The 14,798-nt window shown below is 62.6% G+C and carries 15 protein-coding genes, 1 tRNA gene and 1 pseudogene; 8 read left to right on the plus strand and 9 right to left on the minus strand.

Features of this window, described 5'->3' with window-relative positions:
- The first annotated feature begins 31 nt into the window (after nucleotides 1-31).
- Together A5782_RS00435 and A5782_RS00440 are read left to right on the plus strand one after the other, a co-directional pair.
- Nucleotides 32-490: a nucleoside deaminase gene (locus tag A5782_RS00435; RefSeq protein WP_067093830.1), complete on the plus strand. Its 459-nt coding sequence runs from the start codon at nucleotides 32-34 to the stop codon at nucleotides 488-490.
- A gap of 29 nt (nucleotides 491-519) precedes the next feature.
- Nucleotides 520-609, plus strand: a tRNA-Ser gene (locus A5782_RS00440).
- A gap of 5 nt (nucleotides 610-614) precedes the next feature.
- Here A5782_RS00440 and A5782_RS00445 read toward each other — a convergent pair.
- From A5782_RS00445 to A5782_RS00465, 5 genes and pseudogenes are all read right to left on the minus strand, one after another.
- Nucleotides 615-1,767 (minus strand): annotated as a pseudogene (locus tag A5782_RS00445) (tyrosine-type recombinase/integrase).
- Nucleotides 1,751-1,975, minus strand: coding sequence for a hypothetical protein (locus A5782_RS00450; RefSeq protein WP_156623735.1), 225 nt, complete (start codon nucleotides 1,973-1,975; stop codon nucleotides 1,751-1,753). The pseudogene A5782_RS00445 and the gene A5782_RS00450 overlap by 17 nt, the downstream one beginning before the upstream one ends.
- Nucleotides 1,976-2,591: 616 nt before the next feature.
- On the minus strand, nucleotides 2,592-3,137 hold the full coding sequence (locus A5782_RS00455) for a hypothetical protein (protein ID WP_067093561.1): 546 nt from the start codon (nucleotides 3,135-3,137) through the stop codon (nucleotides 2,592-2,594).
- Nucleotides 3,138-3,143: 6 nt separating this feature from the next.
- Nucleotides 3,144-3,734, minus strand: coding sequence for a hypothetical protein (locus tag A5782_RS00460; protein WP_067093563.1), 591 nt, complete (start codon nucleotides 3,732-3,734; stop codon nucleotides 3,144-3,146).
- Nucleotides 3,731-4,468, minus strand: a complete 738-nt coding sequence (locus A5782_RS00465) for a TIGR04255 family protein (RefSeq protein ID WP_082942721.1) — start codon at nucleotides 4,466-4,468, stop codon at nucleotides 3,731-3,733. The genes A5782_RS00460 and A5782_RS00465 overlap by 4 nt, the downstream gene beginning before the upstream one ends.
- 849 nt (nucleotides 4,469-5,317) lie before the next feature.
- Here A5782_RS00465 and A5782_RS00470 point away from each other — a divergent pair.
- Nucleotides 5,318-6,322 carry a glycoside hydrolase family 6 protein gene (locus A5782_RS00470; protein ID WP_067093567.1) on the plus strand — a complete coding sequence of 335 codons (1,005 nt, stop codon included), beginning with the start codon at nucleotides 5,318-5,320 and terminating at the stop codon, nucleotides 6,320-6,322.
- Between the two features lie 132 nt (nucleotides 6,323-6,454).
- A complete protein-coding gene (locus tag A5782_RS00475) occupies nucleotides 6,455-6,931 on the plus strand; it encodes a CAP domain-containing protein (protein WP_197694056.1) in 477 nt (158 codons plus the stop codon).
- Between the two features lie 86 nt (nucleotides 6,932-7,017).
- Here A5782_RS00475 and A5782_RS25920 read toward each other — a convergent pair whose 3' ends face one another.
- The 4 genes from A5782_RS25920 to A5782_RS00490 form a co-directional block, all read right to left on the minus strand.
- Nucleotides 7,018-7,533: a hypothetical protein gene (locus A5782_RS25920; RefSeq protein WP_156623736.1), complete on the minus strand. Its 516-nt coding sequence runs from the start codon at nucleotides 7,531-7,533 to the stop codon at nucleotides 7,018-7,020.
- Between the two features lie 29 nt (nucleotides 7,534-7,562).
- Nucleotides 7,563-9,206, minus strand: coding sequence for a DUF4185 domain-containing protein (locus A5782_RS00480; protein ID WP_067093568.1), 1,644 nt, complete (start codon nucleotides 9,204-9,206; stop codon nucleotides 7,563-7,565).
- Between the two features lie 138 nt (nucleotides 9,207-9,344).
- Nucleotides 9,345-10,478, minus strand: coding sequence for a cellulase family glycosylhydrolase (locus A5782_RS00485; RefSeq protein WP_067093569.1), 1,134 nt, complete (start codon nucleotides 10,476-10,478; stop codon nucleotides 9,345-9,347).
- Between the two features lie 229 nt (nucleotides 10,479-10,707).
- Nucleotides 10,708-11,190, minus strand: a complete 483-nt coding sequence (locus A5782_RS00490; protein WP_067093571.1) for a TM2 domain-containing protein — start codon at nucleotides 11,188-11,190, stop codon at nucleotides 10,708-10,710.
- A 130-nt stretch (nucleotides 11,191-11,320) separates the two neighbouring features.
- Between A5782_RS00490 and A5782_RS00495 the strand changes: the two genes are divergently transcribed.
- The 4 genes from A5782_RS00495 (at nucleotide 11,321) to A5782_RS00510 (ending at nucleotide 14,794) form a co-directional block, all read left to right on the plus strand.
- Complete coding sequence (locus A5782_RS00495; RefSeq protein ID WP_064953898.1) at nucleotides 11,321-11,707, plus strand: DUF2237 family protein; 387 nt, start codon at nucleotides 11,321-11,323, stop codon at nucleotides 11,705-11,707.
- 83 nt (nucleotides 11,708-11,790) lie between these two features.
- Nucleotides 11,791-13,062, plus strand: coding sequence for a sulfotransferase (locus A5782_RS00500; protein WP_067093835.1), 1,272 nt, complete (start codon nucleotides 11,791-11,793; stop codon nucleotides 13,060-13,062).
- Between the two features lie 14 nt (nucleotides 13,063-13,076).
- Complete coding sequence (locus tag A5782_RS00505; RefSeq protein WP_067093573.1) at nucleotides 13,077-14,315, plus strand: MBL fold metallo-hydrolase; 1,239 nt, start codon at nucleotides 13,077-13,079, stop codon at nucleotides 14,313-14,315.
- Nucleotides 14,312-14,794 (plus strand): VOC family protein, encoded by a 483-nt coding sequence (locus tag A5782_RS00510; protein WP_067093575.1) that lies wholly within the window; start codon nucleotides 14,312-14,314, stop codon nucleotides 14,792-14,794. The genes A5782_RS00505 and A5782_RS00510 overlap by 4 nt, the downstream gene beginning before the upstream one ends.
- The last annotated feature ends 4 nt before the right edge of the window (nucleotides 14,795-14,798 follow it).

The raw sequence follows: 14,798 nt of genomic DNA on the forward strand, positions 1-14,798 counted from the left end.
CGCAGCGGGTCGCCGCCCTCAGGATCGGTCGGTGATCGCTGACGAAGACCTGATCCGTTCCGCGCTGTCCGTTGCGGCGACGGCGGGTCCCCGCGACGTGCCCATAGGTGCGGTGGTGATCGGGGCCGACGGAACGGAACTTGCCCGGGCGGTCAACGCACGCGAGGCCCTGGGCGACCCGACGGCCCACGCCGAGATCCTGGCGCTGCGGGCGGCGGCCGAGGTACTCGGTGACGGGTGGCGGCTGGAGGGCGCGACGCTGGCGGTCACCGTGGAACCGTGCACCATGTGCGCGGGCGCGCTGGTGCTCTCGCGCGTCGCGCGGCTGGTGTTCGGCGCCTGGGAGCCCAAGACCGGAGCGGTCGGATCCTTGTGGGACGTGGTCCGCGATCGACGACTCAATCACCGGCCGGAAGTGCGCGGCGGTGTGCTGGCGCAGGAGTGCGCCGCGCCGCTGGAGGCCTTCTTCGCCCGCCAGCGATTGGGGTGACTGGCCTGCGGTTGGGTAAGCTGCTCGGCGGTGGCGTGTCCGAGCGGCCTAAGGAGCACGCCTCGAAAGCGTGTGACGGCTAAAACCGTCCGAGGGTTCAAATCCCTCCGCCACCGCCATAGCTTCAAACCCTGCAACGCAGGTAAGGGGCTATTTCTCTGTTTGCTGACCTTTGGTCTGCCCACCTGCTGCCCACAGTCACAGGTGAGTACGAGTTGTGAAGAGTGACCGCGACAGCATCGAGATCGGTGTCGAACAGGTCCGCGTAGGTGTCCAACGTGACCTTCGCCGACTTGTGTCCGAGCATCCGTTGTAGTGCCAGCACGTTTACGCCAGCAGAGATGGCTAACGACGCCGCGGTGTGCCGAAGGTCATGCGGAGTGATCGCCTGAACCTTCGAACGCGTCACAGCACCCGAGAACCACCCGCGAGTCGACTTCGGGCGCGGTAGGTACTTTCCCTCGGGTCCGTGGAACAGCAGATCTTCTGCGCTCTTGTCTGCGCACAGTCGTGAGAGCTCGTCGAGTACGAACGACGGCACCGGCACCGACCGGACCTTGCGACCTTTGGTCTGCTCGACGGCGTGATCGACGCCGAGCTGGACGGCGTTGTCCGCGACGACCAGGCGGCGCTTCAGGAACTCGACATCACGCACCCGCAGCGCGATCGCCTCGCCCCAGCGGAGTCCGCATAGGGCCAGCACGTACACCAGCGGCCGATGCTCGCCGCACTCCGCTGCTAGGCGGTGTACGTCGTCGGCGGTCAGGTAGATGTGTCGGCGCGTTGTCTTGCGCGGTAACCCCTCGATTCCGCGCGCCGGGTTCGACGCCAACCGCCGCGCCTTAACCGCGTCTTGCAGGATCCCGGATAGCACACCGTGCGCACGCAGCACGGTCGTCGCTCCGCGGCCGTCGCGGATCATTTGGGCAATCCACGATTCGATATCGGGCACCGAAACCTTGGCGATCTGCCAGTGACCCCACTTCGGTTGAACGTGGATGCGCCAGGCTGATTCGATCATCCGATAGTCCGACGGTGCAGTCGCCTGTTGCTTGCGCCAACCAATCTGGCGCCAGCTCGGCCACCATCGTGCGGCCCGCCGCCTCCGGGATGAACTCACCGGTCAGTTTCTTGACCTCTACGGTCGCCGCGAATGCCTCGGCATCATGCTTGGTTCTGAACCCGCGCTTGTCGGTCTGTCTGTGCTCCGGCGTCCGGTATCGGACCCGGTAAAGCGTTGCACCGCTCGCGGTTTGATATTTATTGATCGTCGCCATCGAGCACCGCCTTCAACTCGGCTTTGAGCGCGCGAGCAATGCGCCCCTTCTTCTGGGCATTTGCTTCTGGGCCGGCGAGTTCGTCGCGCTTGGCGCTAAACGACTTTCCCCACTGTGCCAACATTTCGGCGGCGAGCCGCGAATGGTCGAGCACTGACCCCCGCGCGAGTCGTTCCTCGGGCTCGCCGATCTGCCCGAGCATCCGCATCGTGGCACCTTTCGACACCGACTGAAGGCGGCCCGGCCAATTATTTCGGTAGTCGTCAGTAACGACTGACTGCAGTGCGGCGCCGGCAGGGAGCTGGTAGGTGTTGTTGTCGTCATGTACCGTAGCTAACCCTATTAAAGCTGAATTACCAAGTGCTGCAACAAAAGTCAGACATAAGACGCGGACTGCACAAATGCCCGATATCGACATATGTCTGGATTGGCGCGATTAGGGGCCGCCGGCGACGGGCCGACTAAGCCCGACGTCCGCTCGTTCAAGAATTCGTTGAGCGGGTGGTCGACGCCATTGGCTCGCCAAGTTCGGCGAGGGCACGCCACGCGCCGCGGCTCGGGCCCGGGTCCCGCCATTGGTCAGCGACGCGATACGGAAGGCAAGATCACGCCCCGCGGCGACCGGGTCACGCTTATCAAGGTGGATCCCGGCGTAGTCCACGTCCTTGCCTCGGTGCCCGTCGGCGCGGACGGGAGACAGCGGCCAGCTGGCGGGCGGTCGCCCATAGAACTCTGGCCGACTCGAAGGCGATCCGAGTGCACCGCAGCACCAGCCGCCGACGCGCCGGACTCTCGGGCGTCAAGGCAGCGGGAGCCGGGCCGTTTCAAACAGGAATTTCATACCTCTCGAACTCATGCAGCGGAGGGGTGGGGAGGCCAACCCGCATTACATGTGTCGCGAAAGCTTGACTGAGATGCTCGCGATACGGTGACGTCAAAGATACGTACTCACCTAGATTTTCAATGCGATCCTTGCGGACGATGTGCAATTCACGGAAGTTGACGACCAGGTAGTCGTTTAGATTTAGCAGCATGCACGGAGGTATGAGCATGTCCGAAAGTCCGTTGTTGCGAATGAGTGTCTTCCTGAACGATGCTTCGGCCTTCTTCGAGAGGTTGCGTCGCGGGATGGTGTCGCGGTAGTTCTGCACCTCAGCCGTGAGCAAGCGCGGCATGGAATCATTGACGATGTCACACGATTGAGTCAATACGATCAGGTCAAGATCGTCAGGCCTGACGATCAGGTTATCGGGGGTGGACTCGTCGGCTTCCTCGAATACTCGGGCAGACCGTAATATGGTGCCCTGCAACAACTCGGCTGACTTCTCGTACCATGCCGCGTGTTTCGCATCGACATCCTCGTCCACCATCGTCTGCTACTCCACCCAACCCTCCGCGTCTTCGGGAGTGTAGACGCGAGTCGCACGAGAAGCGTTCGGATCGACCGTAACCGGAATGTTCTTGAGCGTCTCCAGGTTGCGAGGTCTAGGAACATACGTGGATTCCATGTATGCCAGATCGAGCAATGCGTCATCATCGTCGGGGTCGTCATCGGCCGGTGCGCCAATGAGTCCGAACAACTCTCGCCAATCTGACTGGGTGGATTCGACTCCTTCCCAGATCGATGAAAAGCCGGGCAGCGGAACACTTCTAAAGTCGCAGTGCCTGATGAGACCAACGGTAAGGTCGTTGATTAATTGGTTGCGCAGAGCCACGTTGAAGTGAGTGAGAGTACGTGACATCGACTCGTAGCATTCCGTCATGTCCGGAAGGGGGATGAGTGCCGCCGATACCCCAGCTGGTATGCCAACAAACACGCGACTCTCCGGCGCGGCCACGTGCGTATGACCTGCTGAAATTGGTTGCTTCTCAACTCTGTCGTTACGCCGCGGCGCCGTGACCGCCTCGAAGGTTGCGGCCGACTTCGGCTCAAGGCGAGCGAGAAGATCCTCAACACTCGCGGTCACTGGAACAACTCCCTGCACTTGTTCGTGATGCTCGATTCGAACTCAACATTTTCGATTGCATGGAGCATCTCCATCGTGGACATGACATCACCCGTGTTCGTTGGCGCAGATACTTCGATATCGAGCAGGAAGGCGCTTTCTGTGTCGACATCATGCTCATGACTGCCGAAAGTGATTGTGAGTTGGGCTGATTCGGCGGGAAGCAGAATCTGCGATCGAGTGATGAAGCCCTGAATCGCCGACTCGCGGTGCGCTTCAACGATAGGGATCGTGAAGTAGTCGGACACATTAAGGGACGGCTCTGGTATCACAATCCGGTTGATGTAACGCAAACTGGCCGACACGGGTGTGAAGTCGGCTACCGCATCGCGAAATGCAGTCGCCGCATTCTCAAATCGAGCAACCACGTTAGGCCATTCCTCGTAAGGCGGAAGGGCATTCACACTCAAACATGTACCGTTCGCCACCAACCGCCGATTCTGCTCACGGTTCGAGAATAGAAACCGAGCCGCTTGTGGGTCGACGACAATCTCGCCACCCTGTGCCGAATTGATGGTGGTCCTGATAGCGCCCATCACGGTCGGGTCCGCCGGGTACTCATCTTTGAGCGCCTGAAAGAGAACGCCGGGCGTCGCAACCGACCACGGGACAGCTTCGTCGAAGGTCACCTGACAGATCACCTCAACAACCGGCGGCTTCGCATACACGACCCGACTCGGCGATGGGTCCGTCACCGTGCTCCCTTCCGTCGCTTGCCTCTGGACGAAGGTCGTCCGAGGCTACCGCGTGATCCTGCGTGTTCGGGTGTTGTCCCTGGGCGCGTCACCCCATTGTCTGTCAACGCGCAGAGCCGCCGCAGTGTTCCGAGCAAACGCGTAGCCGTGCAGACTCGTAATAGGTTCTGATCTGCGCATATAACTGCTGATTGATTCTGTGTGGCCGTCCTGAGGAATCCATTGCCGAGTTGAACCTCACGCATGCCGCTCGCCAACAGTCGACGAGCCAGGGCGGGTGGTGGCGCGTTGACGCTCGTCGGGCCTTTAGTCAATTTGTTCTCATCGGCACTGGGCAGCTGTGCTGGCGAACGACGCGCCGCACGGCCGCAAGTATTCGGAACTCTAAGTCGGTCACGTCAACGTTGCGAGAAATCCCAGCTCAAGGCCACCACGAACGTCGCCAACGCGGCGATTTGCGGGTGTCCTAGGTCTGGTCCCGGTTTGCCGGCCCCGGTTGCGCCAGCGAGACCCGAGGGCGGGCGCGGCCACGTCGCGGCATTGCGTCGCAGTGCGTCGCTCGGGCCAGCCGAGAACCTCCCCGTGCCCACACCGTGCCCACAGTTACCGGCTATTCAGATGCATTTCGCGTGAACAACAGGTACGTGTTTATGCTGCTAGAAGCCATTTCGGGACGCTGACGCGGGGGATGGGTAGGGTTCAAATCCCTCCGCCACCGCCAAAACCGTCCGGCGATCCGTCGCAGGACGATGCGTCCCTGACGCGGGATGGGACCACGTGTCAGGCGATCGCGCCATTGCCCGTCCGCCGATTGGCGCTCGACGCTTCCGAACCACTAATTTTCCTGGGGTGAACTTCTCAGCTGCTGGTGCAGTCGTGCGGTGGATCGCCCCCTTGCTCACTGTTGTGGCCATAACCGGCATGGGTGTTGTTGCCGACCCGGTGCAGGTCCATCCCGCGCCGACGATGCGCTTAGTCGCCGACGGCGACCCGTTGGCCGGGGCGCCCTTCTACGTCAACCCCACGTCGGCGGCCATGCGTGCCGCGCAGAGCGCCGATCCGCCAAGCCCCGAATTGACCGCCATCGCCAACACCCCGCAGGCGTACTGGATCGTGCCGGGCGGGTCGGCAGGCACGGTCGGGAAGTATGTCGGCGACGCGAATGCTGCCGGCGCCATCCCGGTCCTGTCGCTGTATGGAATCCCCCACCGCGACTGTGGCAGCTTCGCTGCGGGCGGCATGGGCTCGGCCGACGCCTACCGCTCGTGGATCGACGGCATCGCATCTGGCGTCGGTACATCCCGGGTGGCGATCATCGTCGAGCCCGATGCGCTCGCCATGGCCGACTGCCTGTCTGGTGATGCGCGCCAGGAACGTTTCGACTTGATTCGCTACGCCGTCGACACGCTGACTCGCGATCCGAACGCGGCCGTATACGTCGACGCGGGGCACCTGCGCTGGCACAGCGCCGACGACATGGCCGCCAGGCTCAACCAGGCTGGCGTCGGGCACGCCCGGGGTTTCAGCATCAACACCGCGAACTTCTTCACCACCGAGGACGAAATCGGTTACGGCGAGGCGATTTCGGGGCTCACGAATGGTTCGCACTACGTGATCGACACATCGCGCAACGGTGCCGGACCGGCCCCCGACTCCGACCTCAACTGGTGCAACCCCAGTGGCCGAGCATTAGGCACTCCGCCGACAGCAGCGACCGCGGGCGCGCACGCCGACGCCTACTTGTGGATCAAACGCCCCGGTGAATCCGACGGGACATGCGGCAAAGGTGATCCGCCGGCCGGCAACTTCGTGAGCCAGTACGCCATCGATCTCGTCCACAACGCCGGGCACTAGAAGGGCCTTGACGTCGAGCCGCGAAGCATGTCGGTGCCGCGAATGGAATTGTGATTCTTGACCTTTCTTGGTCAAAAGTGGATAACATTTAGGTACCAAAAACAGCAAAGCGAGCGCGCGACAAGAGGCATCATGGCCAAGAAAGTCGAGATCATCGCCGTCTTCGCGATCTGTACTGCCTTCATAACGGCTCCCGGCACACTGTCCGGTTTCGTCGCGCATGCAGACGATTCGGGGACCGCGCTGTACAGCGGCATCAACCAGCTTCGCCCAGGATGCGGGCCGATCAGCGACGACCCACGCTTGACCGAAGCGGCCCAGCGGCACGCCGACGACATGCTGCGCAACGGGGTCAGCGGACACATCGGTTCGGACGGCTCGTCGCCGCAGGCGCGTATCACCGCTGCGGGCTACAGGAGCAGGTACTCGGGTGAGATCGTCTTCTGGGGAACCGGATCCGCTGCGACTGCTAAAGAAGCCCTCGACATGTGGATGCAAAGTCCCCCACACCGAGACATCATTCTGAACTGCGCATATAACGCGGGCGGGTTCGCCACCGCCTGGGATGGCAACAAGATGACTGCCGTCGGTGACTTCGCGGCGTCGTAAAACCTTTTAGGCCAAGCGGTTTCGGATTGCCACCTCTCCGGTCGCTTCGCCGGCCCGGTAGCGGTGCCGCCACCCTCGAGCGGCCCTCACACGTGGGGCAGCCACCCAGATCCCTTGGGCGACAGCACGAAGCCACGGCCTTGCGGGTCTTTGCACGCGGTCGTGCCTGAGTTATCGACCCCGCAGATGATGCCGTTGACGGTGATGGAATGACCCGGAGGAAGCGTTTTGACAGGGTGTCCGTCAATCACGCGTGATGGTTCACCCTCATTCGTCTGCTTCAGCCCAGTAGTGGTTCCAATCCAATTGACCCCCGTGATTCCCGCATCGGGATTTGAAGGCGCGGGAGGGACCGCGGGCAAGTTATTTCCAGTGCACTGTGCTTGATCAGGCATGTAGTTGCAGACGACCCCATCGGGAGTGAGGAAATACACCGTTGGCAGGGGCGGCCGGCCAGGGTTGGGAACGTCGATCGTGTAATCGCGGACGTTCACTGGCGCGTCTGCGCTCAGATCGGGAAATCTAGGTGGGTCGGCATGCGCCGTGCAGGCAACTGAGAACGTAGCTCCGACGAGTGTCGTGACGCCGACCAGCTTCTTCATCACCATATCCATCCAATCGGTTCAGGAGGTCAATGATAGGGGCTGAGTTGAAACTCTCGGGTGTTGTACGGAGTACCGAACGGCACGCCGTTCGCATCTTTAAGCGTATTCCATTGACTGCCAAATAATTTCAAATCGTCCAGCGTTGATCCTGGCAGGATGTATCCACCGTACGGTTGTGGGATGAACTTCGGGGCTCCTGGATCGCCATTCTGCGCAACGAGGGTCGTGGGCACGTTAGCGCCGAACATTTCGGTCGGGTTGGCTCCTACCCGCACTTCAATACTTCCCTTATGCGCGTCTACGTTGAAGCCAGACAAGACGGGCTTCCCGCCGATTTCTCGAAAGCTCAGCTCCCCGTAACGGTTCGGGGTTACCTGTACGGCCTGTTGTCCGGGCTTTCCCCAGTCGTTCCCGTTCCAAGGCTGCCAGGTTGAACGATCGAACACGTTGCCGGGATCCGCACGGTACATGGTGATGCCTCGGCTGCGGTCGAAGGAATCGGCGGCAATGTAGACCTTGCCGTCGGTGCCCTTGTAGCCGCTGACCTGTGTGGGTGCGTCGCCCGCGCCCCGATACGACCCCGGCACCATGGCCCACCCCTTACCGGGGTCACCGTTGACTTCGACCAGCCACGAAGCCACTGGCTTCAAGTCACCCTGAGTGCCTGTCACCATCATGTACGTTTTGTCGCCGAGCGTGATCGTCCCGGCCGGCAACGTATCGTTGATTCCGGCCTTGACCGCCTCTGCTGGCATGGGAAACAGCTCGTGGCCACTACCTTTTGCGCCCGTCAATGGGGCCCCGAAATGCGGGCGCCCATCAGCATCGAAGGTCACTGGAACGGCGACAGATCGATAGTGCTCGCCGTCCCCGACCTTATTGCCGGAGAACGAATCGCCGAAGATCGCGAGGAACTTCCCGGGCTGCCCGGGTACCTCGACGACTTCCCCTAGGTCGGCCGCCCCAATTCCTGGGATGCCGGGAATGCCGCCGGTCCCGGCGATCTGCCCGAGATCTCTTACCTCACCGGGTTTCAGTGGGCTTTCGATCCAATCGTCTACGGCTTTCGGGATGTCGTAGCCGTCGGTATGCAGGGCGCTCATCGACTTCCGCAACGTGTCCGAGTAGGCATTGCGAATTGAATTCATCTGCTTGACGGCTTCGCGGACATCGTCCACGGCCTGGGCGTGCGCAGCGTCCTTCAGCTTCTCTAATTTGTCGTGTTCCGCCGGGGGGAGGCCGAGCCCCAAATCCTGGTTTATCGCGTCGATGAGTCTGTCGAGGCCCCGCAGCTCGCTGTCCAGCAGGGCGATCTCTTGAGTCCCTTGCTTTTGCGCGTCGGCCAAGGCGGCGGCGATGGACTCCAGATCGGCGCCGATCTTCGGCAGTTGTTCAGACTGGGCACCAAGGGATTTGGTGACCCGTTGGACTTCATCGGAGTCATTGATCGGGTGGCCACCCTGCTGGTGGTTCCAGGCAGCGGCGAAACGTCTGCGCGCGTCTTCGAAGGCGTGGTCAGCTTCGGCGGTGTGCCGACCGGCACCATGGAAGGCCTCCGCCAACAGGGATATTTGAAACGGGCTGCCCGCCTGCAGGCTCTGGTTGATCGCCCACGGATCGCCACCGGCCGACGCGATCAGCTCCGCTTCGGTGAAATTTCTCCACGTCATGGAGCCACCGGCAGCCGACCCACACCGACGACCATCGCCGCCCCCTTCTGAGCAGGTATAACCCTACTACCGAAGGTCTATGGCGGGTCGGTGTTGTTGATTGTCTGCAGCTCAGGTTACGAAGCTCGCAACCTCAATTCAGGTTTGGCTGCCGGCCAGCTTTCGAACCGTCAGCGCTTCGATGTCTTGGAACGGCCGTCCCTCGGGCCGGATCAGGTCGTGGAACCACACCTTCGGGACCGAGGTATAAGGGTGATCCCATGAGTCCCAGGGGAAGTAGGTCTGGGTCTTGCCGGCGACCAGGCCCCAGTTGATGGCGCCGACGTTGTGGCGCTTCGCAACGGGCAGGATTGATTCGACGGTGCTGCCCTGGGGGCGCGCCATGTATTCCGTGCACAGGATCGGCCGGCCGAGCGGGGCGAGCTCGTTGATCCGGTTCTCGAACCCGGCGGGCGCGGCGTAGGAGTGGAAGGTGATCACGTCGGCGTTGGCGAGCTGAATGTCGCTGATCGCGCTGCGGCCCTGCGGTTGTCCCCAATCCCCGCGCCACACACCGCTTGTCAGCGGCTGGCTGGGTTCCACCGCCCGGGCCCACCGGAACACTTGGGGGAGCAGGTTGGTGACGAGCTGCTCCTTGTCGCTTCGTTCGACGTTGCGGTACTGGCGCGCGGGATTGTCGGGCTCGTTCCACAGGTCCCAACCCAAAATCCGGTCGTCGTTACGGAATTGGGTCATCACCGCCGTGACGTAGTCGCGCATGACCGGGACGTACTTCGGATCACCAAGGCGTTCGGCGCCCGGGCTCTGGGCCCAGCCCGAGTTGTGCACGCCGGGCCTCGGCGCGCGCTGGCGTCCCGCGCGGGGTTGCGGATCCCAACAGGAGTCGAAGAAAACGAACAGCGGTTTGATGCGATGGCGCGCCGCGATGTCGACGAATTGCCCAAGGCGCGTTTGAAAGCCGCGTTGATCGGCCGCCCACAGCTGATCATGAAGAAACACCCGTGCGGTGTTGTGGCCGTAGAACTGGGCCCAGCCGAGCTCGGTATCGATGCGCCGCGGGTCGAAAGAGTCGGCCTGAAACATCTCGAACTGGTTGATCGCGTTCGCCGGAATGTAGTTTGCTCCAACGAGCCAGCCCTGCGATTGATACCAACGGCTGGCGCGGTCAGGTGACCATCGGCCCGCTTCTTCCGCGGAGGCCCGTGGCATCCGGGCAACTGCAGCGCCCGCCGCCAGTAATAGGGGGAGTTTCAGGGCCGTACGTCGTTCCACGATGTGACGATAAGTTTCCGGGACGATTTCCCTGGGATTTACTCAGCGCGTCGCGACAGCTTCGTCGTCGGCACTATCGAGCGGCGAGTTTCGCTCGCGATCGTGACCAATCCGTGACCGCCACCACCGGCGCGCCCCGGGCCGTTGCGAAGCCGTCAAGGTTAAAATCTGGCCCCAGCGCACCAAACACGTTGCCGGACAATCGAAAACGTTGTCGAATCTCGGATGCCTAACGCAGCTTGCGGCCGTAGTTGTCTTTGACGCTGCCGGTGAAGATCAAGATCGCGTCGACGATGGCCCAGACGATGACGCCAAGCAGGACCGGAAATCCCAGAAAACAGAACAGGCTGAAGAGAACTCCGAACAGACCCAGGCACAGCTGCGCAACCGCGATCTGAGTCGAGTCGATGTAGAAGCGGCCGATGCCGAACATGCCGAGGAACAGTTGAAGCAAGCCGGCCGTGGTGGCGGACTTGTCCGACAGCGGCAGCCCGGTAGCCGGATCGCGGCCATATGGTGCCTGCGGGTCAACATATCCCAGGTAACCGGGGTACCCCGGATAGCCGGAGTGCCCGGGATAAGGCTGCGGGGGCGGGTATCCCGGCGGCGGCGGTGGGATGTGCGGATTCGACTGTGGTCCGTAACCGGGCGGCTGCCATCCCCAGGGTGGCTCACCGGGTGGATTTCCAGGTTGATCGGGCGGCGTCGACACCAGGTCGAGTTAACACGTCCGATGTCCCGGCGTCCACACCGGCGGCTGACGGCACCCGTACACGAAAACCCGACGATGCAGTCGGCAAAATCCCTTCAAACTTCACCCCTGAGGGCGCAATACTGAACGGGTGCCTGATCGAAATGTGTTAGGCGGTCCGCTGGAACCTTGCGGCACAGACCCGCTGACCGGCTTCTACCGCGACGGCTGCTGCTCGACCGGCCCTCAGGACCTTGGGCGGCACACGATCTGCGCGGTGATGACCGCCGAATTCCTGGAACACCAGCGTTCCATCGGCAACGACCTGTTGACGCCGGTGCCCGAGTACCGGTTCCCCGGCCTGCTGCCGGGGGATCGCTGGTGCGTGACCGCGCTGAACTGGCTGCGCGCTCACCACGACGGATGCGCCGCGCCGGTGGTGTTGGCGGCCACTCACGAGAGCACCCTGGAAGTGGTGCCCCTGGAGGCGCTGCAAGAACACAAGGTCGACGTGCCCGACGATCTGGCCAATCTGTAGCGCCGGGTGGATGCACGACGGATCTCCGCCGCGGCTAGCGTCTGTGTCATATTTCTCACCTGACGCGGCGAACAGGGGTTGTGGTGGGTTCTGCGGTTGACGACATCGACTTCGACGACTTGACCGCGCCCCAACTGACCGACGTGCAGCGTCAGATCCTGGAATTCACCGAAGTCAAGCCCGTCGACCTCGACATCGACCGGATGCTCACTGAGGCCATCGAGCAGACCGGCCTGCCAGCCGGAGCCGCCGACCTCGACGACACCGACGGCTTCGCTGACCGCCTGCGAGTGCATGTCGCCGCGATCGAGTCCGACGAGGGCCTGCGCCAGCTCACCCGCGGTTCGCTGCGCCAGCGAATCGTGCGCCTGCTGCGCAACCGGATATCGCTCACCAACCTCGTCCTGCGGTACCCCGAAATCGAGTCCATCCCGATCGAGAAGCCATTCATCGTCGTCGGGATGCCGCGTTCGGGCACCACCCATTTGGTGAATCTCATTGCTTCCGACCCACGTCGGCGTGCCCTGCCGTATTGGGAGAGTCAGGATCCCATCCCCGCGCTGGGGCAAGGCCCCGACATTTCCGGTGTTGATCCCCGCTACGCGCGCGCCAAAGCCGAACACGACGCCCTGATGGTGAGCGCGCCCGTGGTGGCCGCGATGCACGATCGGTTCCCCGAGGCGATCGAGGAGGAAGTGGAGCTTCTCGACCTCGACCTGGCCTCATATGTGCTGGAATGGCATGCACGGGTGCCCGATTGGCGTGACTTCTATCTGGGCCTCGACCAAACCCGGCACTACGGGTACATGAAGAAGGTGCTACAGGCGCTGACCTTCCTGCGCGGGCCGCGGACGTGGGTCCTCAAGAGTCCGCAGCACTGCGAGCAACTCGGCCCCTTGATGCAGACGTTCCCGGACGCGACAGTGGCTTTCACCCACCGCGATCCCGTCGCGGTGATCCAGTCGGCGATCACCATGATGGCCTACTCGGATCGGTTGCGCCGAAACAGCATTGACCCGCAGTGGCTGCTGAACTATTGGAGCGACCGCGTGCACCGCCTGCTCAGCGCGTGCGTGCGTGACCGCGACCTGGTGGCGGCCGAACGCAGTATCGACATCAACTTCCACCAGTTGGACGGCAACGAGATGCCCGTGCTCGAGCGGCTGTACCAGTGCGCCGGCGTCGAATTGCCGTCCAAGGTGCGCGAACGCTTCCAGCGCTACCTGGACGGCAATCCGCGGGGCAAACATGGCCGTATCCACTATGAGCTGGCGCGGCATTTCGGCACCTCGCCCGACGAACTGCGTGGTCGTTTCGGCTTCTACTTCGACAAGTTCGACGTCCGTCCCGAATAAAGGAGTCACCAGCGATGTCCGAACCTCTCTATCGGAGCAGGCCGGGCGCCGACGCGATGCGCCCGGCGTCCGCCGAGAAGGCCGAGCACATCGCCCCGGGCCTGTGGTGCTCGCCAGGCTTGTCCAACTCGTATCTGCTCACCACCACCGAGGGTCGGGTGATCGTCAACACCGGGATGGGTTTCGAAGGGCCGGTACATCGGGCCAACTTCGACGCCGTCGACTCGTCACCGGTGCGCTACATCATCTTCACGCAGGGCCACGTGGATCATGTCGGCGGCCTGGACAGCGTGCGCGATCCCGAGACAATCGTTGTCGCACAAGCGAACTGGAAAACCTGGCGAGACGACAACGAGCGCCTGATTCCGTACCGTGCCAGCCGCAGCGCGTTCGCATTCAAAGACACCCTGGCCAGCGGCATCCAGGCCATCCAACGGCGCCTGGGTACTTCGCGGCTGGCCGGTCAGAGCGTGCCCGACGTCGACATCGACTTCGAGGACAGCCTCTGTCTGGAGGTCGGTGGCCGGCGGATGGAACTGATTTCGGTGCCGGGCGGGGAGACCACCGATTCCCTGGTCGTCTGGCTACCGGCGGAACGAATCTGCCTGTGTGGAAATACCTTTGGACCGCTGATCGGGCACATTCCCAACCTGGTCACCATGCGCGGCGATCGGTATCGGGACGCATTGACGGCCATCGCGTCGGTGGACAGGGTCCGCGACCTGCAGGCCGACCTGCTGGTGACAGGCCACTTCGAGCCGGTCAAGGGCGCCGAGCGCATCAACCAAGAGCTGACCCGGCTGCGCAACGCCATCCAGTACATCCATGATCAGACCGTCGCGGGGATGAACGCCGGCACAGACGTTCGCACATTGATGCGCGAAATCGCGCTGCCCGCGGAATACGAAGTGGGCCAGGGCTACGGCAAAGTCGCCTGGGATGTGCGGGCCGTCTGGGAGAACTACTCGGGGTGGTTCCACCACGAATCGACCACCGAGCTTTACCCGGTCGGATTCGATTCCGTCGCCGCCGATGTGGTCGAGCTGGCCGGCGCCGATGCGCTACTGAAGCGGGCCCGGGCTCACCTTGACGCCGATCGTGCACTGCAGGCCATTCACCTTGCCCAGCTTGTCCCGGCGGACCACCCGGGGGCTCACGACGTCTTGCGGGATGCCCATGAAAAACTTCTCGCCAGCAGCACGAACTTCTGGGAAAGTGCCTGGCTGCGCAACCAGATAGCGAGGAATTCATGACGGCATTCGTACTGCGACCCGAGGACTTCTATCACACCGGCATCATCGTGTCCGACCTCGACGCGGCGATGGCCCGCCTGAGTGCGATGGCCGGCTACCGGTGGATCACCCCGATGAGTTACACCTTGCCGTTTCGCACTACGAGCGGAACACAAGAGGTGACTTCGACTTTCGTCTATTCGCTGCAGGCTCCGCACCTCGAACTGATCAAGGAGGTGCCGGGAACGGCCTGGACGGCGGCTCCCGGCAACGCGATTCACCATCTTGGCTACTGGACGGACAACTTGGCCCAGAGCGCCAAGGCATTGGAAGACAACGGTTTCACCTTTGAAGCGACTGCCGACACCGCTCCACCGGATCTGGCACTCTTCGCCTACTACGTCGACGCGGCGGGAACCCGCATCGAGATCGTCGACCGCGCACTGTTCCCGGACTTTCCAGCCTTCTTGCAGGCGGCGGCCGCCCCGGAAGCACAGTGAGACG

It is taken from the genome of Mycobacterium sp. 852002-40037_SCH5390672, assembly GCF_001665875.1.
Taxonomy (GTDB): Bacteria; Actinomycetota; Actinomycetes; order Mycobacteriales; family Mycobacteriaceae; genus Mycobacterium.

Bases quoted from the DNA above. Each gene is read 5' to 3' on its own strand.
- A5782_RS00475 (WP_197694056.1), top strand. From the start codon at position 6,455: ATGGCCAAGAAAGTCGAGATCATCGCCGTCTTCGCGATCTGTACTGCC.
- A5782_RS00450 (WP_156623735.1), bottom strand. From the start codon at position 1,975: ATGCGGATGCTCGGGCAGATCGGCGAGCCCGAGGAACGACTCGCGCGG.
- A5782_RS00505 (WP_067093573.1), top strand. From the start codon at position 13,077: ATGTCCGAACCTCTCTATCGGAGCAGGCCGGGCGCCGACGCGATGCGC.
- A5782_RS00455 (WP_067093561.1), bottom strand. From the start codon at position 3,137: ATGGTGGACGAGGATGTCGATGCGAAACACGCGGCATGGTACGAGAAG.
- A5782_RS00510 (WP_067093575.1), top strand. From the start codon at position 14,312: ATGACGGCATTCGTACTGCGACCCGAGGACTTCTATCACACCGGCATC.
- A5782_RS00480 (WP_067093568.1), bottom strand. From the start codon at position 9,206: ATGACGTGGAGAAATTTCACCGAAGCGGAGCTGATCGCGTCGGCCGGT.
- A5782_RS25920 (WP_156623736.1), bottom strand. From the start codon at position 7,533: ATGAAGAAGCTGGTCGGCGTCACGACACTCGTCGGAGCTACGTTCTCA.